We start from the raw sequence: 20780 nt of genomic DNA on the forward strand, positions 1-20780 counted from the left end.
CCGTATGAGTGAGCGCAGCCGGTCATCTTCACGAAGGGGCGCCGTAGCTCATCAAGCGCTCATACCTTCGCTCCAGCAGCGTCTCGGTATCCATCGCCCGCAGCCGATCGAGGCTATCCGTCAACGCTTCCTTGACCTGATTGGCGGTCTTGCGCGGATTGCGATGCGCGCCGCCCAGCGGCTCTTCGATCAGTGAATCGACAAAGCCGAGCTCTTTTAGGCGCGAGGCGGTAATGCCCATGGCCTGAGCGGCTTCGGAGGCCTTCTCGGCGCTCTTCCAGAGAATCGAGGCGCACCCTTCCGGCGAGATAACCGAATAGGTGGAATACTGCAGCATCTGCAGTTCGTCGCAGACGCCGATGGCCAGAGCGCCGCCGGAACCGCCTTCGCCAATGACCGTGGCGATGATCGGCGTCTTCAGGCGCGACATGACGGCGAGGTTGTAGGCGATCGCTTCCGACTGGCCGCGCTCCTCGGCATCGATGCCGGGATAGGCGCCAGGGGTGTCGATGAACGTCAGTACCGGCATCTTGAAGCGCTCGGCCATCTCCATCAGACGACACGCCTTGCGATACCCTTCGGGGCGCGGCATGCCGAAGTTGCGGCGCACCTTCTCCTTGACGTCGCGCCCCTTCTGGTGGCCGATGACCATTACCGGCTTGTCGTCGAGACGCGCCACACCACCGACCAGGGCTGCATCGTCGGCGAAATTGCGATCGCCGTGCATTTCGTCGAAATCGGTGAAGATGTTGTCCAGATAGTCGAGCGTGTAAGGGCGCTGAGGATGACGCGACAGTTGCGTCACCTGCCAGGCGGTCAGGTCACGAAAGATCTGCTCGGTGAGTTTACGGCTTTTCTCTTCGAGCTTACCGATCTCGTCACTCAGGCTGATGCGGCTATCGTTGCCGACCAGTCGCAGCTCTTCGATCTTGGCCTGGAGTTCGGCAATCGGTTGTTCAAAGTCTAGATAATTGGGATTCATAGAGCTTCTACTGTGTGATCCTGGCAAGCTTCGGTTTCTGAATACGAGCGAAACACGGGCGACTGGCGTGCCGCGAAACGGATTATTATCGCACCTCCACGAGTGTTAGCAAGGAGGCGCCCTGCTTCGGCGGGTCAACCACCCCGATAGCGTAGCGCAACCTTTTCGTAACCCTCGACTTCGCGCAGGGCCATCATCAACTCGTCGCTGGGCGAGACTTTCCACGCCTCCGCAAGCTCGAAGCAGCCACTGGCCTTGGCGTTACGATAACGTACGCGGACCGGCAGGCCGCCGTCGCTCAGCCATGGCGACAGGCTATCATGCAGCGAACGCGAGAATTGGCCGTTGAGACGCCCGCCATCCACCGAAAGCTCTACCGCCTCGCCGAAGCGGGCGCGAGCGTCGGCCATCAGGGTGACGTCCTTGCTGCGCAGACGCAAACCGCCGGAATAGTCGTCGCTGGAGACTTCGCCTTCGATGATCAGCACCTGGTCGGCAGTCAACTTCCCGCGGACCTGGTCGAACAGCTCACCGAACAGCGAGGCCTCGATGCGCCCGGTGCGATCGTCGAGGGTGACGAACGCCATGGTGTCGCCGCGCTTCGACTTCATGGTCCGCATCGCCACGACCAGCCCGGCGACCCGCTGCGGTTCGCGAGAGGGCTTGAGGTCGACGATGCGCGTCGCCACGAAGCGCTTGAGTTCATGCTCGTACTCGTCGATCGGATGACCGGTCAGGTAGAGCCCGAGTGTGTCCTTCTCGCCGGCCAGGCGCTCCTTGTCGCTCCACTCGCGCGCGTGGCGGTAGTCGGCGTAGATGTCCTGATTCTCGTCGGCTTCGGCGAAGGCCTCGCCGAACATGTCCATCATGCCCAGGTTCTGGTTGGTCTGGTTCTGCGACGCGGCCTTGATCGCGGCATCCAGCGACGCCGCCAGTACCGCGCGGGACGGCCCCAGCGTGTCCAGCGCGCCGGAGCGAATCAGTGCTTCGAGGGTGCGCTTGTTCATGCGCTTGCCATCGATACGACGGCAGAAATCGAACAGGTCCGTGAACTCGCCATCCGCTTCGCGTGCTTCGACGATGGCACCGATCGGCCCTTCACCAACGCCACGGATCGCGCCCAGCCCGTAGACGACCTGGCCGCCTTCGTCGACGGTGAACTTGTAGGCCCCCACGTTGACGTTGGGCGGCGTCACCGTCAGCCCGATATGACGGCACTCCTCGATCAGCGGCACGACCTTGTCGAGGTTGTCCATCTCGGTCGAGAGCACCGCCGCCATGAAGGGCGCCGGATAGTGCGCCTTGAGCCAGGCGGTCTGATACGACACCAGGCCGTAGGCGGCCGAGTGGGACTTGTTGAAGCCGTAGCCGGCGAATTTTTCCACCAGGTCGAACAGGTTGCCGGCCAGGTCCTTGTCGATGCCGTTGGCCGCACACCCTTCCATGAAGCCGGCGCGCTGCTTGGCCATCTCCTCGGGCTTCTTCTTGCCCATGGCACGCCGCAGCATATCCGCCTGACCCAGGGTATAGCCGGCCAGAACCTGGGCAATCTGCATCACCTGCTCCTGATACAGGATGATGCCGTAGGTCGGCTCCAGTACCGGTTTGAGCAGTTCATGCTGGTAATCCGCGCTGGGATAGGCGAGCTCGGCACGGCCATGCTTACGATTGATGAAGTCGTCGACCATGCCGGACTGCAACGGCCCCGGGCGGAACAGCGCCACCAGCGCGATCATGTCCTCCAGCGAATCCGGCTGCAGGCGCTTGATCAGTTCCTTCATGCCGCGGGATTCGAGCTGGAACACCGCCGTGGTCTCGGCCTTCTTGAGCATGTCGAAGGTCGGCTTGTCGTCCAGCGGAATGGTGCTGATATCGAGCGGGCCGACACCATCGCGGGCACGCACCACGTCGACCATCTCCAACGCCCAGTCGATGATCGTCAGCGTGCGCAGGCCGAGAAAGTCGAACTTGACCAGCCCGGCATCCTCGACATCGTTCTTGTCGAACTGCACTACTAGGCCGGAGCCGTTTTCCTCGCACAGCAGCGGCGAGAAATCGGTCAGCTTGGTCGGCGCAATGACCACGCCCCCGGCGTGCTTGCCGGTACCGCGGGTGATGCCCTCGAGCTTGAGTGCCATCTCCCAGATTTCGGCAGCCTCTTCGTCATATTCGAGATACTCCTTGAGCTGCGGCTCCTGCTCGATCGCCTTGGCCAGCGTCATGCCGACCTCGAACGGGATCAGTTTGGAGAGCTTGTCACCCATCGAATACGGCTTGCCCTGGGCACGTGCCACGTCACGCACTACCGCCTTGGCGGCCATGGTGCCAAAGGTGACGATCTGCGATACCGCATTGCGGCCGTAGCGATCGGCCACGTAGTCGATGACCCGATCGCGCTTCTCCATGCAGAAGTCGACGTCGAAGTCGGGCATGGAGACACGCTCCGGGTTGAGGAAGCGTTCGAACAGCAGGTCGTATTCCAGCGGATCGAGATCGGTGATCTTGAGCACGTAGGCCACCAGCGAACCGGCGCCCGACCCTCGCCCGGGGCCGACGGGGATGTCGTTGTCCTTGGCCCACTGAATGAAGTCCATCACGATCAGGAAGTAACCGGGGAACCCCATCTTGAGGATGATATCGAGCTCGAAGTCGAGCCGCTGGCGATAGGCGGGCTCGTGCTCGGCCAGTGATCGCCCCGGATAGATCGGGGTATCGCCGCCGAACAGCTGATTGAGACGATCGGTGAGACCATCGTGAGAGATCTTGCGGAAGAACTCGTCCTGGGTCATTCCTTCCGGGACCGGGTATTCCGGCAGGAAAATCTCGCCCAGGCGCACGCTGGCGCTACAGCGCGCCGCGATCATTACGCTGTTCTCGAGCGCCTCGGGAATATCGGCAAAGAGCTCGGCCATCTCTTCGGGCGTCTTGAGATACTGCTCTTCGCTATAGCGTTTTTCGCGCCGGGGATCTTCCAGCGCCTTGCCTTCGCCGATCGAGACGCGGGTTTCGTGAGCCCAGTAGTCCTCGCGTTTGAGAAAGCGAACATCGTTGGTCGCTACCACCGGCGTACCGCTCTCGCTGGCCAGCCGCACCGAATGGTGCACGCACTCTTCGTCGTACTGGCGGCCGGTACGCTGCAGTTCCAGATAGAAGCGGCCGGGGAAGTGCTGCTGCCACTCCGCCAGCAGCTGGCGTGCCGTGTCGATGTGCTCAGCGATCAGAAACCGGCCGATCTCCCCTTCCCGGGCGCCGGACAGCGCGATCAGCCCTTCGCTCTGTTCGAAGACCCAAGTCTTGTCGAGGATTGCCATGTTCTGGCGCTGACCTTCAGTCCAGGCTCGCGAGATCAGCTCGGTCAAGTTGCGATAGCCGGTATCGTTCATCGCCAGCAGCGTCAAACGATAGGGATGGCTTTCGTCGTGCGCATTGTGCAGCCACAGGTCGGCGCCGATGATCGGCTTCAACCCGGCGCCCTGGGCTGCCTTGTAGATCTTGACCAGGCCGAACAGGTTGGTGTCGTCGGTCACGGTCACCGCCGGCATGCCGGCCTCGGCCGTTGCCTTGATCAGCGGCTTGAGCCGGACCAGGCCATCGACCAAGGAGTATTCGCTGTGGACACGAAGATGAACGAAGGGTGTTGTCATGACGAACTCGAGTCAGGCGGCGAATGAATGCGGATATCGGGCACGCGATCCCGTCATGCTGCCGGTGACGCCGTAGCGTCTACCATGGTCAGCGCACCGGCAGGATCAGCATGCCTAAAGGTGGGACAGGCCACAATGGCCTATCGGCAAATCGAGCGTTCGCTCTCGGCAAGCCGCTCACGAACGGGGGCGAAAGAGCTGCGATGTTCTCCCAGCGGACCCAGTTTGACCAGCGCCTCGAGATGCTCCGGCGTCGGATATCCCTTGTGGCGACAGAAGCCGTAGTCCGGATAGCGCGCGTCGAGCGCGACCATCTGCGCATCTCGAGCCACCTTGGCCAGAATCGATGCCGCGCTGATCGCAGGGTGACGAAGGTCGCCCTTGACCACGGCCTGCCCCGGGCACGCATGTCCCGGCAGCCGGTTGCCATCCACCAGCAGGTATTCGGCCGGTGTCGGCAGCGCATCGATGGCACGACGCATCGCCAGATGCGTGGCGTGATAGATATTGAGTGAATCGATCTCCTGCGGCGTGGCTTCACCAATGGCGAAGGCCAGCGCGCATTCCCGGATCTGCAAATCGAAGGCTTCGCGCCGTGCCGCACTCAGGCATTTGGAATCGGTCAGACCCTCGATCGGGCAATCAGGATCCAGAATCACGGCCGCGGCTACCACCGAACCGATCAGCGGTCCTCGCCCGACCTCGTCGACGCCGGCAATCAGATGCCCATCATATTCGATGACGATGTCCGGCCAGGCGGAAATCGGAGACTTCAATGACATGACTTCTCTCGTCAGACCTTTCCAGTTTCAGGATCCAGCGACCCGTGCTCGACCAACGAGGTGACGGCCGTGGCGGCTCGCTCGCTGGCCCCGCGCTGAAGTTCGGCGTGGAGTGCCGCGAAGCGCTGTTCGAGCGCCGAGCGCGCCTGTTCGTCCTCGAACCACGGCAGTAGCGTATCGACCAGCGCTTCGGCAGTCACGGCGTCCTGAATCAGCTCCGGCACCAGTGTTTCCTGCGCGATCAGATTCGGCAACGAGATCCAGCGCGTCTTGACCATTCGTCTGGCCAGCCAGTAGGTCGCCGGTGCCATGCGGTAGGCGACCACCATGGGACGATGACAGAGCATGGTTTCCAGCGCCGCCGTACCAGAGGTCAGCAGCACGGCATCCGATGCGGTCATCACCTCACGCGAACGCCCCTCGACGACGACCGTGCTGGCCGCCAGTTCCGGAAACCGCTCGAGCAGGGAATCGAGCTCCTGCCGACGTTCGGGCGAGGCTGCGGGGATCGCTACCTGAAGCGCGCCAAGGCGCTCACGCAACGCAGCCGCCGTCCGCAGGAATATCTCTCCCTGGAAGCGAATTTCATTGCCGCGAGAACCCGGCAGGACGGCCAGGGTCGGCACATCGAGAGCAAGCCCGAGAGCCTGCCGCGCCGACGCCCGATCGTTGACCAGGGGCAGCTCGTCGGCCAGCGGATGGCCGACATAAGCGACCGGCACATGGTGATCGGCGTAGAAATCCGCCTCGAATGGCAGAAAGGTCAACATCCCGTCGACCGCCCTGGCGATCTTCTTGACCCGCCCTTGGCGCCAGGCCCAGACCGACGGACTGACGTAGTGTGCCGTACGGATGCCCTGATCGTGCAGCTGACGCTCGAGACCGATATTGAAGTCCGGGGCGTCGATGCCCACCATGATATCCGGCCGCCACGCCAGGGCATCGCGCTTGAGGTGGCGACGCACCTTGATCAGGCCCGGCAGGTGCTTCAACACCTCGACCAGCCCCATCACCGACAGGGTTTCCAACGGGTAGAGCGACTCGAGCCCCTGCGCCTGCATCCGCGGACCGCCAATGCCTCTGAACTCGATCTGCTGATGCCGGCGCTTGAGCGCCTGCATCAGGCCGGCGCCGAGAATATCCCCCGAGAGTTCGCCCGCGACGAGATAGACGCGCATGCGCCCACCCTAACGGGTGATTCCACGTTTGGAGGCTTTCAACGAATCGACGAAGCGGCGCGTCTCGTCGAACGAGAAGCGGCTCTCCATTTCGCTGATGGCCTGCTCGAGCGTCAGCCCCTTGCGGTAGACCAGACGATAGCATTCGCCCAGCGCCCGCACCGCTTCCGCCGAGAAACCGCGACGCTTCAAGCCAATGGAGTTCAGGCCATGCGCCGCGGCAGGGTTACCGTTGACCATGATGAACGCGGGAATATCCTTGGTGATGATCGATCCACCACCCGCCATGGCATGCTCACCCATGTGGGCAAACTGATGAATGGCCGAGAGCCCCCCCATGATGGCGAAGTCACCCAGCGTCACGTGGCCGGCCAGCGTGGCCTGGTTGGCGAGAATGCAATCGCTGCCAATCAGGCAGTCATGGCCCACGTGGGAGTACGCCATGAACAGATTGCGGTTACCGATGGTGGTCACGCCGCGATCCTGAATGGTGCCGCGGTGAATCGTCACGCTCTCGCGAACGACGTTATCGTCGCCCATCTCGAGCCGTGTCGCTTCACCAGCGTACTTCTTGTCCTGGCACTCTTCTCCGACCGACGAAAACTGGAAGATCCGGTTACGTTTACCGATTCGAGTCGGCCCCTTGATCACCACGTGCGGTCCGATCACGCAGCCGGCGTCGATTTCGACGTCGGGTCCGATCACGCTGAAGGGACCGACTTCGACGTCATCGGCCAGTCGGGCGGAGGGATCGACGATGGCGGAGGGATGAATCAAGCGACTTTCCTCTCGGCACAGATGATTTCGGCTTCGCAGGCCAATTCGCCATCGACCGTGGCTCGGCAGGCAAACTTCCAGATGCCTCTCTTGCCCTTGATGACATTGGCCTCGAGACGCAGTTGGTCTCCCGGCATGACCGGACGCTTGAAGCGTACGTTATCGCTGCCGACGAGATAATAGACGTAGCCGTCGGCCGGCAGCTTGTTGACCGTCTTGAAGCCGAGGATGCCACAAGCCTGCGCCATCGCTTCGATGATCAGCACACCGGGCATGATCGGATGATGAGGGAAATGGCCGTTGAAGAAAGGTTCGTTGATGCTGACGTTCTTGTACGCCACGATCGATTCGCCCAGCGTGATCTCCATCACGCGATCTACCAGTAAAAACGGATAACGATGCGGTAGATACTCGCGAATCTGGTTGATGTCCATGATCATCAATACAACCTCTGAAATAACGAAATGCCTGCCCCTGCACTTTTGACCAAGGGCAGGCACAGGGAGGCAAAACGGCGTTCACCCATTTGGGCGGGCATTATACAGGCGCACCGGACGACTGCCAGCTTCGGGGGCGTGATCGAGATGGCCCGGGAGGGCTCCCCGGATCCATCAGAGAACCCTCAGGCGTCGCGAATATTGCGCTCGAGACGGGTCAATCGCTTGGCGATTTCGTCGAGCTGCTTGAAGCGTACAGCGTTTTTTCGCCACTGACTATTCGACATCGAACCGGTGCCGGAGGAATAGACGCCAGGTTCCAGAATCGAGTTCGTGACCAAGCTCATGCCGGTCACCTGGACGCCATCGGCCAGGGTCAGATGACCGGAGAGCCCGACGCCGCCGCCCAGCAGACAGTGACGGCCGACCTTGGTGGAACCGGCGATTCCGACGCAGCCTGCCAGCGCGCTGTGGTCGCCGATCTGCACGTTGTGGGCAATCTGGACCTGGGAGTCGATCTTGACCCCGCTGCCAATCTGCGTGTCGCCCAGCGCCCCGCGATCGATGCTCGAGCAGCTGCCGACTTCGACATCGTCACCCAGCGTCACACCGCCCAGTTGAGCGATCTTCTCCCAGTGCTTGCCGTCGTGGGCGAATCCGAACCCGTCACCGCCGATGACACAACCGCTGTGCAGGATGGCACGCTCGCCGATGATCACGCCGTGATAAAGCGTCACGTTGGCATGGAGCCGGGAGCCGCGACCGATCGTGGTATCGGCGCCAATGAAGCACCCTGCGCCGATGACGCAGTCATCAGCAAGGACGACGCCGGCTTCGATGACGCAATGGGCACCGATCTCGACACCCTCGCCCAGGGTCGCCTCGGGCGATACCACCGCCGTCGAATGCACGCCTCGAGAGACCTGATTGACCAGCGGATCGAACAGCCGCGACAGCTTGGCGTAGCCCAGATAGGGGTTGTCCAGCTCCAGTCGCGGACAGGGGCAGCTGTCGCCATGAGCCGGATTGACCAGCACGGCACCGGCGCGAGTCGTGGCCAGATACTTCAGGTAAGCCCGATTGGCGAGAAATGCCAGATCCGACGGGCCGGCATCGGTCAGCGTCGACAGCCCGCTGACACGCAGGTTCGCGTCACCGACCACGCGAGCGTCGATCCGCTCGGCGAGTTCGCCAAGCGTGTAAGAGGTAGAAGCATCTCTCTTCATGAACGGGCGCCGGTTTGAACCATTAGTTGAGCGAATTGAAGATCTGCGTGACTTCGGAGGTAATATCGAGGCTGTCACCCGAATAGACCACGGCATCACGATCCACGACCATGTCCAGATCGCGCTCGTCGACGACCTGCTGAATCGCCTGGTCGAGCTTGGGCTTGGCGCTCTTCAGGTACTGCTGTTCGGCCTGCTGCTGCGCCTGGGAAATCTGGCCCCGCAGCTGCTGGAACTGGCCGCCCTTCTGGCGCAGCTGCTGGGTTACCGAATTGCGCTCGGACTCGGACATCACGTCCCCGTCCTTCTGCAAACGCTGCTGCAGCTGTTGCAGCTCCTGGCTCAACGACTGCGCCTGCTGTTGCTGAGCGCTGATACGGTTTTTCAGCTGATTCATCGATGCCTGGGCAGAATTGGAAGACATCAGCGCTTCACGCCAATCGAGCACGCCCACTTCCGTCGCCATCGCCGGTACGGAAACCATCGTCAGCAAACCGAGCCCGAGAACTCCTGCTATCTTGCGCATGCGGCATCTCCTTGAAACTAGACAGACCAACTGTCTGAAAATCGGTCTGGACTCACGACGCCACCAGGATGCCGTGAATCCAGGGCATGATATTAGAACGTCTGACCCAGCGAGAACTGGAACACCTGCGGGTCGTCGCCGTCCTTCTCGTTCAGTGGCTTGGCCACGCTGAACGTCAGCGGTCCGACCGGCGTCAGCCAGGAAAGCCCCAGGCCCACGCTATAGCGCAGGTCATCGAGATTGACCCCGCTGTCGCAGCTCGACGTGTAGCCGTCCGGGACGGCGTAGCAGTCGGTCAGGTAAGTATTACCGCCATCGAGGAAGATGCTGGTCTGCAGGGACCGGCGGTCCTCGATCCACGGGAACGGGTAGATCAACTCGGCAGACCCTTCGACCAGGACGTTACCGCCCAGGGTATCGTCGTCGCCATCGCCACGCTCCGTCGTCTTCGGTCCCAACGTATTGCCGGTGTAGCCGCGCACCGAGCCCAGACCGCCCGAGTAGAAGTTCTCGTAGAACGGGTAAGGATCGTTGGAGCCGAGCGTATCGGCATAGCCCAGATTGCTGCTGAACTTGAGCGACCAGTCGGGATTGAGTTCGAACAGCTTCTGGCCACGGTAGCGCAGCTTGTAATACTCCGCATCCGACCCCGGGATGGCGGCTTCCAGCGAGACCCGCTGATAGCTGCCCGCCGTCGGCATGATCCCGCGGTTCAGATTGTTGCGGGTCCAGCTGGCTGTCAGCTTGTAGTTGAAGAAGTCTTCGCCCTGATCATCGGTGTACTGGACGATCTCCGCCGACGTGTCGTCGTAGGTATCGATCGAGAGGTTCTCGAGCCCGACACCGAAGTTGAGGCGCGACAGGTCGTTGATCGGGTAGCCGAAATTGATGTTGCCGCCATAGGAGTCGGTCGAGTAGGTCGAGATGTAGGAATCTTCGTAATCGGTCTCGCGGTAGAAGACGTTATAGCCGCGCGAGATGCCGTCGAGCGTCCAGTACGGATCGGTGAAACCGAAATTGATGTTGGTGAAGGTGTCGCTTCGCTGTGCGCCGATATTGACCCGGTTACCCGTCCCCAAAAAGTTGTTCTGGGACAGCGCCGCGCCGTAGATGACTCCGGCCGTCTGAGAAAAACCGACGCTCGCCGAGATGGAGCCCGACGGCTGCTCCTGAACGTTGTAGGTTACGTCCAGTTGATCCGGCTCGCCGGCCACCGGCCGGGTGTCCACGTCGACCTGCTTGAAAAAACCGAGCCGCTCGAGACGTTGACGTGACTGCGAAATCTGATCGGTCGAGGCAGGTGCCCCTTCCATTTGGGTCATTTCACGACGCAGCACTTCGTCCTGTGTCGTGGTGTTGCCTTCGAAGTTGATCCGGCGAACGTACGCACGGCGGCCGGGATCGACACGGAAGGTGATATCCACGGTATCGCCCGCCTCGTCCACGGTAGGCACCGCCTGGATATCCGCGAAGGCAAAGCCCTCGGCACCGAGCTTCTGACGCAGCGCTTCCGAGGATTCGGTCAGTTTGCTCTGGGAGAAATATTCACCCGACTTGGCCGTCACCAGCGAGCGCGCCGTAGACTCGTCGATCTTCAGATCACCATCGAAGCTGATCTCGTCGAGCTTGTAGCGCTTGCCTTCATCGACATTGATGGTGACGAAGATCCGCGACTTATCCGGACTGATCGACACTTGAGTCGAGCTGATCGCGAAGTTGACGTAACCGCGGTCGAGGTACCAGGAACGCAGCGTCTCCAGATCGCCGGACAAGGCTTCGCGGGAATACTCGTCGTCGGAGAACCAGCCGAAGAACCAGCCCGGCTTGTCCTCGAGCTGGAACAGATCGCTCAGGGTGTCGTCGTCGTAGGCTTCGTTGCCGACGACGTTGATCTGGCGAATTTTCGCCACTTCCCCTTCGTTGATATCGATATTGACGCGGACCCGGTTGCGCTCGAGCTGTTCGACCGAGGTCTTGATGTTCGAGCTGTAACGCCCCTGAGACTGGTAGAGACGCTCGAGTTCGCGCTGCATCTCCTCCAGCGTCGAACGCTGCAGCACCTGACTTTCGGCCAGGCCGGCGTCGGTCAGACCCGTGCGCAGGTCATCGTCGGAAATCTGCGAGTTGCCTTCGATATTGATCTCGGCAATGGATGGCCGCTCGACCACGTTGACGATCAGCACGTCGTTATCGCGGGAAAGCCGAATGTCGTCGAACAGCCCGGTGTCGAATAGCTGCTGGGCAGCCTCGCCCAGCTTCTGCTCATCGACCGTCTGGTCGGCGCTGACGGGGAAAGCGTTGAAAACGGATGCAGCCGAGACGCGCTGCAGCCCCTCTACACGAATATCCGAAATCTCAAAAGGTGCCGCCAGCGCAACGGGAGAGCTGGCCAGCAGTAGTCCTGCCAATCCGATGGTCTTGAGTTTCATGCAATCAATCGCTTCTGTGGGGTCCGCCCGCGTATCGAACAGGCACCTTATACATTTCTCCCTACGACTGACAAGCTCGCGCCTGCCACACGTGGGGTCTTCCCGTGCACCGACATCCTCGACACTGACCGCCAACGACATCCCGTCGCTAGCGCCGCATCAAATCCCTGTCATCACAGTCGCATCAGATCGAAGTAGAGCGCCATCATCATCAGGCACCCGACCAGCGCCACGCCGACGCGCAGGCCCATCGCCTGGGCGGTTTCCGACACCGGCTTGCCTCGAACCAGCTCGATCAGGTAATAGGCCAGATGCCCCCCATCGAGTACCGGAATCGGCAACAGGTTCAGAACCCCCAGGCTGATCGACAGATAAGCCAGGAAGCCGATGAATGTCTCGACCCCGCTGCGTGCCGAATCTCCGGCAATGCGAGCAATGGTGATCGGCCCCGACAGGTTCGAAGGCGATATCCAGCCGACGATCATCTTGCGGATCGAGTCCGCTGTCAGCCACGTCATCTCGCCCGTCTTGGTCACTGCCTGCCCGATCGCCTCGATCGGACCATAGCGAATCTCCCGGCGATAGGACTCAGGCCACTCCACCGCTTGTGATGCGGCACCAACGTAACCGATGTGCTCGCCATCTTCGGCCTGCCTCGACTCGGGCCGCAACGTGACGCTGCGTGTCGCGCCATCTCGCTCGACGTTCAGGGAAAGCTCGGCACCAGGATGGCTGCGAACGACATCGACGAACGCCACCCAATCGGCAACCGGTTCACCATCGACGCTGACGATCCGATCGCCCGCTTCCAGTCCGGCACGGCTCGCGGGGCTATTCTCGAGCACGCGTCCCAGCACCGCCGGGACTTCGGGCCGCCATGGCGTAATGCCGAGAGACGACATCGGCTGCGGCGGATCCTGACGTACCAACCACCGCTGCACCGGCACGTCGTGCGTTCGCGTCGCGCCACCCGAGGGATCACGAGTCGTGAACCGCAGCTCGCCATCGGCGCCGATTGCGGCGATCAGTTGCAGATTCACCTCGTTCCACGATGGCGTCTCGTGACCCTCGATGCTGACGATCTCCTGACCGCTGCGCAAACCGCCCTGGAACGCGAGCGAATCCGGCGCCACATCGCCGACCACCGGCGCTACCGTGGTCGAGCCGTAGACGAACAGCGCCCAGTAGGCCACCAGGGCCAGCAGGAAATTGGCAGTCGGTCCCGCCGCCACGATCGCGATCCGGGCCCAGACGCTCTTGCGATTGAAAGCCTGGCCGAGCTCTTCCGGCGCCACCGGCCCCTCGCGCTCGTCGAGCATCTTGACGTACCCGCCCAACGGGATGGCGGCGATGGCATATTCCGTACCCTGCCGATCGAAGCGCGACCACAGCGGCTTGCCGAAACCGACCGAAAAGCGGAGCACCTTGACGCCACAGCGCCGAGCCACCCAGAAATGCCCGAACTCGTGAAACGTGATCAGCAGTCCGAGTACGACGATGACCGCCAGCACGTTCTGGATCGTATCCATCACGTCCACCCCTCCTGGAAAGACCGCTGACGCAGCAAACGCTCGGCCAACTGCCGTGCCCGTGCATCCTCGCACAATACCACGTCGAGCGAGTCGGCCGCGCGCACCTCGGTGGCCTCCAGGGTCGCCTGGACCAGCCGGGCAATACCCAGGAAAGAGAGCTCTCCATCGAGGAACGCCTGCACCGCCACTTCATTGGCGGCATTGAGGCTCGCCGGCGCGGTACCGCCTGCCGTCATGGCCTCTCGTGCCAGTCGCAGGCAGGGGAAGCGCGCTTCGTCCGGCGCCTCGAAATCGAGCCGGGATACCGCGAACAGGTCGAGAGGCTCGACCCCGGCTTCGACTCGCGCCGGCCACGCCAGCCCATAGGCAATCGGTGTCCGCATGTCCGGATTCCCCATCTGCGCCAGCACCGAGCCGTCGGCATAGCCGACCATCGAGTGAACGATGCTTTGCGGATGGACGACCACCTCGACCTGATCGGGTTCGGCATCGAACAGCCAGCAGGCCTCGATCAATTCGAGCCCCTTGTTCATCAGGGTCGCGCTGTCCACCGAAATCTTGCGACCCATCGACCAGTTGGGATGGGCGCAGGCCTGCTCCGGCGTCACCGCTTCCAGCGCCTCCCGAGACCACTCCCGGAACGGCCCGCCCGAGGCGGTCAACAGTAGCCGCGACACGCCGTGACGGGACAACCCGCCACGATGCTGCATAGGAAGACACTGGTAGATGGCATTATGTTCCGAGTCGATGGGCAAAAGTGTGGCGCCGTGGCGCGATACGGCATCCATGAACAATCCACCGGACATCACCAGCGCTTCCTTGTTGGCCAGCAGGACACGCTTGCCGGCTTCCACGGCTGCCAGCGTCGGCAACAGGCCGGCTGCGCCGACGATCGCCGACATCACCACATCCACCTCGGGCGCCCGAGACACCTCCAGCAGCGCCGCCTCACCATGACTGACATCGATATGAGCGAGGCGGGCCTCTCGCAACTGGGATCTCAGCCACTGTGCGTCGCAGGCCGTGCCGATCACCGCTCGTTCCGGCTCGAAGCGCAGACAGATTTCCAGCAACGCTTCTCGGGAACGATGCGCGGTCACCGCATGGAGCTGATACAGGTCGGCATGCCGAGCGATCACGTCCAGCGTGCTGCGACCGATGGAGCCGGTTGCACCCAGCAGGGTGACCTTGCGAGAAGATGATGAGGGCATCAGCGTACTATCCCAGCCAAGGGCGAATCAGAGCGAAGAGCGGAACGGCAGCGGTCAGGCTATCGATACGATCGAGAACGCCCCCGTGCCCCGGTAGCAGATGACTGGAATCCTTCAGGCCGCGAAAGCGCTTGAGCATGCTTTCGAGTAGATCCCCGATGACGGAAATGAACGCCACGACCAGCGCCACGGCCAGCAAGGCCAGCGTCTGACGACTGTCGAGCGAGAACCACGCGGCGTAGATGAAGACCAGGATCGCCACGGCTACCCAGCCACCGTAGACGCCTTCCCAGGACTTGCCCGGACTGACGTGCGGCGCCAGCTTGCGGCGGCCGAAGCGCCGACCGGAGAAATACGCACCGATGTCTGCCACCCAGACCAGCAGCAGTACGAACAGCAGCCACTCGCTACCGTCCTGCCGCAACTGGTAGAGCCCGACCCAACAAGGCAACAGCACCCAAGCTCCCATGCCAAGGCGCAGCGCCGGCGGCTGCCACTGTTCGGTCTTTTGGGGATAGCGCGAAACCCACCAGGCGTTGATCGACCAGCCAATGGCGCCGATCCATAGTGGCCAACGATCCAGCATCCAATCCGCCCACCAGGCAATCGATAGCAACAGCCCGAGACCGACGGTGTAGAGCAGTCGCGGCTTGACGTCGTCAAACCCGGCGAGACGCGCCCACTCCCACGCGCCAAGCAGCACCACCAGGGCGGTAAACGTCGCAAAGCCGCCCCCCGACAACCCGAACAGGCCACCGAGTGCCAGAGGCGCCAATACCAGCGCCGTCAATATGCGCTGCTTAAGCACCCTGGGCCTCGATCTGCTGCTGGCTCATGCCGAAACGGCGCTGACGTTGCTGAAAGGCCTCGAGCGCCGCGTCGAACGCCGTGCCGTCGAAGTCTGGCCATAGCTCCGGCGCGAAGACGAACTCCGCGTAGGCAAGCTGCCATAACAGGAAATTAGAGATTCGTTGCTCCCCACTGGTGCGAATGCACAGGTCGATCGGCGGCTCCTGACTCAGGCATATCTCGCGATCCAGCGCCGTCTCATCGATGGCATCGGGACTCATCACACCCTCGGCAACCTTGCGCGCCAGGCGCTGTGCTGCGGAAGCGATGTCCCAACGGCCGCCATAATTGGCAGCCACCACGAGATGCATCCCCGAATTGTCGCGAGTCAGTGCTTCGGCACGACTCATCGACTTCTGCAGAGACGACGAGAAACGCTGACGATCACCAATGATGCTGAGACGGATGTCGTTCTCGTGAAGCTTTTTCACCTCGCGCTTGAGCACCAGCATGAAAAGCTCCATCAGCGCACTGACCTCGGCCGAGGGCCGGCGCCAGTTTTCACTTGAAAAGGCGAAGAGCGTAAGGGTCTCGATACGTTGCTCTGCCGCACGTCGAATGACCGCACGCAGCGATTCGACGCCAGCACGATGTCCTTGCGCGCTGGAAAGTCCTCTGGCGCGCGCCCAGCGATTGTTGCCGTCCATGATGATCGCCACGTGGCGAGGCATCGGCGACATCGCTTGAACGTCACGCGACTGCATGTCTGTCATGATAGCTCGCAAGACAGGTGGGCAGTGGCGCCCGGACCCTATCGAACCCGGGCAGCCCGACCCTCATACCTGCATCAGATCGTGTTCCTTGGTTTCCAGGAGCCGGTCGATGTCGGCGACGTGCTTATCGGTCAGCTTCTGGATTTCCTCTTCGCCGCGGCGCTCCTCGTCTTCGTTGATCTCCTTGTCCTTGAGCAACGATTTGAGGTCGCCATTGGCGTCACGGCGTATGCTACGGATCGCAACGCGCGCGTTTTCGGCCTCGGCACGCGCTTGCTTGATATAGTTGCGGCGTGTCTCCTCGGTCAACGGCGGCATCGGAACCCGGATCACATTGCCCGCCGTGGCAGGGTTCAGCCCCAGGTCGGCCATCATGATCGCCTTCTCGACCTTCGGCACCATCGGCCGCTCCCAAGGCGTTACCGCCAGGGTACGAGCATCTTCGATCGTGACGTTGGCGACCTGATTGATCGGCATGTTGCTGCCGTAATACTCGACCATCACCGCGTCGAGAATGCTCGGGTGTGCCCGGCCCGTGCGGATCTTGTGGAAGTTGTTCTGGAGCGCTTCCAGGCTCTTCTTCATGCGCGCGCTAGCGTCTTTCTTGATATCGTCGATCATGTCCTAAACCTCAATCAATCAGCGTGCCTTCTCGCCCACCGACTACCAGATTCAACAGCGCCCCAGGCTTGGTCATGTCGAAGACGCGAACCGGCATGTCATGGTCCCGTACCAGGCAGATGGCGGTCAAATCCATTACGCCAAGCTTCTGGTCCAGCACGTCATCGTAGCTCAAACGCTCGTACTTGACGGCTTCCGGATGCTTGACCGGATCCTTGTCGTAGACACCATCAACCTTGGTTGCCTTGACCACCACATTGGCGTCGATCTCGATGCCTCGCAGGCAGGCGGCAGAGTCGGTCGTAAAGAACGGGTTACCCGTACCGGCAGAGAAGATGACCACGTCACCGGACGTGAGATAGCGAATCGCGGTACGCCGATCATAGTGCTCGACGACACCACTCATGGGAATCGCCGACATCACCCGCGAACGGATGTTGGAACGCTCCAGCGCATCGCGCATCGCCAGCGCGTTCATCACCGTGGCCAGCATGCCCATATGATCGCCGGTGACCCGCTCCATGCCCGCCGCATGCAGCGCCGCGCCTCGGAACAGGTTGCCGCCGCCGATCACGATCCCGACTTGGACACCGATGCCCACCAGTTGGCCGATTTCCAGCGCCATGCGATCGAGCACCTTGGGATCGATGCCAAAGTCCTGCTCACCGGTCAGCGCCTCACCTGACAGCTTCAGCAATATGCGCTTGTACTTCGACTTATCGCCACGCTCATTGGGCTTGTTGGGTCGATCGATGACTTCAGGCATGACGCTCTCTCCTGGTTTGACGAGTCGGTTTCGGCAGGTCATGACAGATGAACTTCTCATCTGCCGGATACGCGATGGCGTGCGCTTTCGCGCACGCCATCGATGGGGCTGGAACCAGGCGATGATACCTGACTCTCAACCCCAGGCATTACAGGAAACTCAGCTGCGACGAGCCTGTTCCATCACTTCCTTGGCGAAGTCGACTTCTTCCTTCTCGATGCCCTCACCGACCTCGAAGCGCGTGAACCCGACGACTTCGCCGCCAGCGGCCTTGGCATATTCCGCGACGGTCTGATTCGGGTCCTTGACGAACGGCTGTTCGGTCAGGCTGTTCTCGGCCAAGTACTTCTTGAGGCGACCCTGGACCATCTTCTCGGCGATTTCCGCCGGCTTGCCTGCCATGTCCGGCTGCGCCAGGATGATTGCCTTCTCGCTGTCCAGCTGCGCCTGCGGCATGTCTTCCGGACGCGCGACGACCGGGTTGATCGCGGCCACGTGCATGGACACGTCCTTGGCCACTTCCGGGTTGCCGCCCTTGAGAACGGTCAGAACGCCGATACGGTCGCCATGGACGTAGGCACCGACGACGCCGCCTTCCGGTGCGTCAACGACGACCGCGCGACGCACGGAGATGTTCTCGCCGATCTTCTGCACCAGCTGGTTGCGAGCATCTTCCAGCTCGCCGTCCATGATCGCAGCGATGTCTTCGGACTTGGTCTCGAAAACCTTGGACAGAACCTTCGAGGCGAAGCCCTTGAAATTGTCATCACGGGAGACGAAGTCGGTCTCCGAATTGACTTCCAGCATCGCGGCGTAGCTGCCGTCTTCGGAAACCTGGGTCAGGATCGCACCTTCAGCGGCGGTACGGCCCGCTTTCTTGGCGGCCTTCAAGCCGGAGTTCTTGCGCAGATCTTCGATCGCACGCTCGATATCACCGTCGGCTTCGGTCAGTGCCTTCTTGCACTCCATCATGCCGAGACCGGTACGCTCACGCAGTTCCTTGACTAGAGAAGCGCTGATAGCTGCCATGTTCTACCCCTGAGAATCGCTGTTTCGTCTGACGAGCGGCGCCACGCGAGCGCCGCTCCGGGTGAAAAAAGGGGGCTATAGAGCCCCCTTTTATCTGCGCCGATATCGGCAAACCGACTGCCGCCCTGCGGGAGCATGCTCAGCGCAGATTCGATGCCGTTTCCATCTTGCGTTACTGGGCGGCGTCGCTCGTCTCACTTGTCTCGCTCACCTCGACGAACTCGTCGGGACGGCCTTCCTTCGCCTTGCCGCAGGCATCGGCGATCGCCTGCACATAGATCTGGATGGCACGAATGGAGTCGTCGTTACCCGGGATGACGTAATCGACGCCGTCCGGATTGGAGTTGGTATCGACCACACCGATCACCGGAATGCCCAGCTTGTTGGCTTCGTTGATCGCGATGCGCTCATGGTCGACGTCGATCACGAACAGTGCATCGGGCAGACCGCCCATGTCCTTGATGCCGCCGATGGAGCGCTCGAGCTTGTCCTGCTCGCGAGTCGCCATCAGGACTTCTTTCTTGGTCAGCTTCTCGAACGTACCATCTTCGCGCATGGTCTCGAGCTCGCGCAGACGCTTGATCGACTGACGAATGGTCTTGTAGTTGGTCAACATACCGCCGAGCCAACGATGGTTGACGAACGGCTGACCCACACGATTGGCTTCTTCCTTGATGATCTTGCTGGCGGAACGCTTGGTGCCGACGAACAGGATCTTGTTGTTGGAAGAGGCCATCTTCTCGACGACGCTCGTCGCTTCCAGCAGTGCCGGCAGCGTGTGCTCGAGGTTGATGATGTGGATCTTGTTACGGGCGCCGAAGATGTACTGACCCATCTTCGGGTTCCAGTAACGGGTCTGGTGACCGAAGTGTGCGCCTGCCTTGAGCAGGTCACGCATATTGACTTGTGCCATGATGACTCCTGAAGAATCGGGTTAGGCCTCCACACACCCCATGGATCCGACCGCTCGGCCAAGCCGTCACGGCACCCGGGACCATGTGTCGGTGCGTGTGTGTTTTTGATGACGCGGCAATCGCTGGAAAGCCCTCGTCGCTACTGCCCCACTACCGCGATGACAACGATATGATGCATATCGCATGCCAGCTTGCGCGCCCTGAAGACGGGCAATTGCAGTCGAGCGCGCGGATTTATACCATAGAACGCACGCAAGATGAAGTCGCCGGTCGTCTAACCCTCTCGCCAGAGGAAGCCACTCACCGACACCCGAAACGACTCGTCAATCCTACCGCCCCATCGAGAGAGCGCATGAACATTCCACGCAAGACCCCCGAAGAAATCGAGAAAATGCGCGAGGCCGGACGCCAAGCCGCCGCTGTATTGGAAATGATCACGCCACATGTGCGGGCAGGCGTCAGCACTGGCGAACTCGACAAACTCTGCGATGACTTCGTGGTCCAGGAACTCGGATCGATCTCCGCCTCGCTCAATTATCACGGCTTCCCCAAGTCTATCTGCACGTCGATCAACCATGTGGTTTGTCACGGCATTCCGGACTTCGACAAGAAGCTCAAGAATGGCGACATCATGAATATCGACGTTACCGTGAAGACACCCGATGGCTATCACGGCGACAGCAGCATGATGTTCGTGATCGGGGATACGATCCAGGGTGAGCGCCTGTGTCGTATCACCCAGGAGAGCCTATATAAAGGTATCGCCGAGGTTCGACCGGGCGTCAAGCTATCGACCATCGCCCGCGTCATCCAGGCACACGCCGAGAAAGCCGGCTACTCGGTGGTGCGCGACTTCTGCGGCCACGGCATCGGCGCCGGTTTCCACGAGGAACCGCAGGTGCTGCACTACGACGGTTATGCTCCGGAGGCCGACGTCGAACTCGCCGAAGGCATGTGCCTGACCATCGAGCCGATGCTCAACGCCGGCGGCTATCGCACCAAGGTATTGAAGGATGGCTGGACAGCCGTGACCAAGGACAAGAGCCTGTCTGCGCAGTGGGAGCACACCCTGCTGGTTACCGCCTCCGGCGTGGAAGTCCTGACGGCCCGTTCCGACGAAGACTTCAGCTTCCTGGCGTCCTGATCGTTCAGCCAACGCCCCGC

The 20780-nt window shown here is 61.5% G+C and carries 18 protein-coding genes; 1 reads left to right on the forward strand and 17 read right to left on the reverse strand.

Annotated features, from left to right (window positions below; all coding sequences use genetic code 11):
* Positions 1 to 28: 28 nt before the first annotated feature.
* The 17 genes from accA to rpsB form a co-directional block, all read right to left on the reverse strand.
* A complete protein-coding gene (accA, locus tag R3F72_RS01780; RefSeq protein ID WP_332778787.1) occupies positions 29 to 982 on the reverse strand; it encodes an acetyl-CoA carboxylase carboxyl transferase subunit alpha in 954 nt (317 codons plus the stop codon).
* 134 nt (positions 983 to 1116) lie between these two features.
* Positions 1117 to 4626 (reverse strand): DNA polymerase III subunit alpha, encoded by a 3510-nt coding sequence (gene dnaE / locus R3F72_RS01785; RefSeq protein WP_332778788.1) that lies wholly within the window; start codon positions 4624 to 4626, stop codon positions 1117 to 1119.
* A gap of 140 nt (positions 4627 to 4766) precedes the next feature.
* Positions 4767 to 5408 (reverse strand): ribonuclease HII, encoded by a 642-nt coding sequence (gene rnhB, locus R3F72_RS01790; RefSeq protein WP_303853156.1) that lies wholly within the window; start codon positions 5406 to 5408, stop codon positions 4767 to 4769.
* Between the two features lie 11 nt (positions 5409 to 5419).
* Positions 5420 to 6586, reverse strand: coding sequence for a lipid-A-disaccharide synthase (gene lpxB / locus R3F72_RS01795; RefSeq protein WP_087717645.1), 1167 nt, complete (start codon positions 6584 to 6586; stop codon positions 5420 to 5422).
* 9 nt (positions 6587 to 6595) lie between these two features.
* The gene (lpxA, locus tag R3F72_RS01800) at positions 6596 to 7363 is read right to left on the reverse strand and encodes an acyl-ACP--UDP-N-acetylglucosamine O-acyltransferase (RefSeq protein WP_087717644.1); all 768 of its coding nucleotides are present in this window, start codon (positions 7361 to 7363) and stop codon (positions 6596 to 6598) included.
* Positions 7360 to 7803 carry a 3-hydroxyacyl-ACP dehydratase FabZ gene (gene fabZ, locus R3F72_RS01805; protein WP_071231920.1) on the reverse strand — a complete coding sequence of 148 codons (444 nt, stop codon included), beginning with the start codon at positions 7801 to 7803 and terminating at the stop codon, positions 7360 to 7362. The genes lpxA and fabZ overlap by 4 nt, the downstream gene beginning before the upstream one ends.
* Positions 7804 to 7985: 182 nt before the next feature.
* Positions 7986 to 9026, reverse strand: a complete 1041-nt coding sequence (gene lpxD / locus R3F72_RS01810; protein ID WP_332778789.1) for a UDP-3-O-(3-hydroxymyristoyl)glucosamine N-acyltransferase — start codon at positions 9024 to 9026, stop codon at positions 7986 to 7988.
* Positions 9027 to 9048: 22 nt separating this feature from the next.
* Entirely contained in the window at positions 9049 to 9552 is a 504-nt protein-coding gene (locus R3F72_RS01815; RefSeq protein ID WP_087717642.1) for an OmpH family outer membrane protein, read from the reverse strand.
* A 92-nt stretch (positions 9553 to 9644) separates the two neighbouring features.
* Positions 9645 to 11981, reverse strand: coding sequence for an outer membrane protein assembly factor BamA (gene bamA / locus R3F72_RS01820; protein ID WP_256960996.1), 2337 nt, complete (start codon positions 11979 to 11981; stop codon positions 9645 to 9647).
* Between the two features lie 173 nt (positions 11982 to 12154).
* Complete coding sequence (gene rseP, locus R3F72_RS01825; protein ID WP_332778827.1) at positions 12155 to 13510, reverse strand: sigma E protease regulator RseP; 1356 nt, start codon at positions 13508 to 13510, stop codon at positions 12155 to 12157.
* Positions 13510 to 14724 carry a 1-deoxy-D-xylulose-5-phosphate reductoisomerase gene (gene ispC / locus R3F72_RS01830; protein ID WP_332778790.1) on the reverse strand — a complete coding sequence of 405 codons (1215 nt, stop codon included), beginning with the start codon at positions 14722 to 14724 and terminating at the stop codon, positions 13510 to 13512. The genes rseP and ispC overlap by 1 nt, the downstream gene beginning before the upstream one ends.
* Positions 14725 to 14731: 7 nt before the next feature.
* Complete coding sequence (locus tag R3F72_RS01835) at positions 14732 to 15532, reverse strand: phosphatidate cytidylyltransferase (RefSeq protein WP_332778791.1); 801 nt, start codon at positions 15530 to 15532, stop codon at positions 14732 to 14734.
* Complete coding sequence (uppS, locus tag R3F72_RS01840) at positions 15525 to 16286, reverse strand: polyprenyl diphosphate synthase (protein WP_332778792.1); 762 nt, start codon at positions 16284 to 16286, stop codon at positions 15525 to 15527. The genes R3F72_RS01835 and uppS overlap by 8 nt, the downstream gene beginning before the upstream one ends.
* Positions 16287 to 16349: 63 nt before the next feature.
* The gene (gene frr, locus R3F72_RS01845; RefSeq protein ID WP_087717638.1) at positions 16350 to 16907 is read right to left on the reverse strand and encodes a ribosome recycling factor; all 558 of its coding nucleotides are present in this window, start codon (positions 16905 to 16907) and stop codon (positions 16350 to 16352) included.
* Between the two features lie 10 nt (positions 16908 to 16917).
* Positions 16918 to 17673 carry a UMP kinase gene (pyrH, locus tag R3F72_RS01850; RefSeq protein ID WP_332778793.1) on the reverse strand — a complete coding sequence of 252 codons (756 nt, stop codon included), beginning with the start codon at positions 17671 to 17673 and terminating at the stop codon, positions 16918 to 16920.
* A 159-nt stretch (positions 17674 to 17832) separates the two neighbouring features.
* Complete coding sequence (gene tsf / locus R3F72_RS01855; protein ID WP_332778794.1) at positions 17833 to 18702, reverse strand: translation elongation factor Ts; 870 nt, start codon at positions 18700 to 18702, stop codon at positions 17833 to 17835.
* Between the two features lie 172 nt (positions 18703 to 18874).
* Positions 18875 to 19615, reverse strand: coding sequence for a 30S ribosomal protein S2 (rpsB, locus tag R3F72_RS01860; protein WP_071231810.1), 741 nt, complete (start codon positions 19613 to 19615; stop codon positions 18875 to 18877).
* Positions 19616 to 19968: 353 nt separating this feature from the next.
* Here rpsB and map point away from each other — a divergent pair, with 353 nt between their 5' ends.
* Positions 19969 to 20760: a type I methionyl aminopeptidase gene (gene map, locus R3F72_RS01865; protein WP_087717635.1), complete on the forward strand. Its 792-nt coding sequence runs from the start codon at positions 19969 to 19971 to the stop codon at positions 20758 to 20760.
* Positions 20761 to 20780: the final 20 nt, after the last annotated feature.

This window comes from Salinicola sp. 4072 (assembly GCF_036663415.1).
Taxonomy (GTDB): domain Bacteria; phylum Pseudomonadota; class Gammaproteobacteria; order Pseudomonadales; family Halomonadaceae; genus Salinicola; species Salinicola salarius_A.

What these genes read in the sequence shown, in the direction of transcription:
- fabZ (WP_071231920.1), bottom strand. Translation starts at nt 7,803, where the DNA reads ATGATCATGGACATCAACCAGATTCGCGAGTATCTACCGCATCGTTAT.
- bamA (WP_256960996.1), bottom strand. Translation starts at nt 11,981, where the DNA reads ATGAAACTCAAGACCATCGGATTGGCAGGACTACTGCTGGCCAGCTCT.
- tsf (WP_332778794.1), bottom strand. Translation starts at nt 18,702, where the DNA reads ATGGCAGCTATCAGCGCTTCTCTAGTCAAGGAACTGCGTGAGCGTACC.
- dnaE (WP_332778788.1), bottom strand. Translation starts at nt 4,626, where the DNA reads ATGACAACACCCTTCGTTCATCTTCGTGTCCACAGCGAATACTCCTTG.
- rpsB (WP_071231810.1), bottom strand. Translation starts at nt 19,615, where the DNA reads ATGGCACAAGTCAATATGCGTGACCTGCTCAAGGCAGGCGCACACTTC.
- ispC (WP_332778790.1), bottom strand. Translation starts at nt 14,724, where the DNA reads ATGCCCTCATCATCTTCTCGCAAGGTCACCCTGCTGGGTGCAACCGGC.
- lpxD (WP_332778789.1), bottom strand. Translation starts at nt 9,026, where the DNA reads ATGAAGAGAGATGCTTCTACCTCTTACACGCTTGGCGAACTCGCCGAG.
- rnhB (WP_303853156.1), bottom strand. Translation starts at nt 5,408, where the DNA reads ATGTCATTGAAGTCTCCGATTTCCGCCTGGCCGGACATCGTCATCGAA.
- map (WP_087717635.1), top strand. Translation starts at nt 19,969, where the DNA reads ATGAACATTCCACGCAAGACCCCCGAAGAAATCGAGAAAATGCGCGAG.
- pyrH (WP_332778793.1), bottom strand. Translation starts at nt 17,673, where the DNA reads ATGCCTGAAGTCATCGATCGACCCAACAAGCCCAATGAGCGTGGCGAT.
- R3F72_RS01815 (WP_087717642.1), bottom strand. Translation starts at nt 9,552, where the DNA reads ATGCGCAAGATAGCAGGAGTTCTCGGGCTCGGTTTGCTGACGATGGTT.
- uppS (WP_332778792.1), bottom strand. Translation starts at nt 16,286, where the DNA reads ATGACAGACATGCAGTCGCGTGACGTTCAAGCGATGTCGCCGATGCCT.
- rseP (WP_332778827.1), bottom strand. Translation starts at nt 13,510, where the DNA reads ATGGATACGATCCAGAACGTGCTGGCGGTCATCGTCGTACTCGGACTG.
- lpxB (WP_087717645.1), bottom strand. Translation starts at nt 6,586, where the DNA reads ATGCGCGTCTATCTCGTCGCGGGCGAACTCTCGGGGGATATTCTCGGC.
- accA (WP_332778787.1), bottom strand. Translation starts at nt 982, where the DNA reads ATGAATCCCAATTATCTAGACTTTGAACAACCGATTGCCGAACTCCAG.
- frr (WP_087717638.1), bottom strand. Translation starts at nt 16,907, where the DNA reads ATGATCGACGATATCAAGAAAGACGCTAGCGCGCGCATGAAGAAGAGC.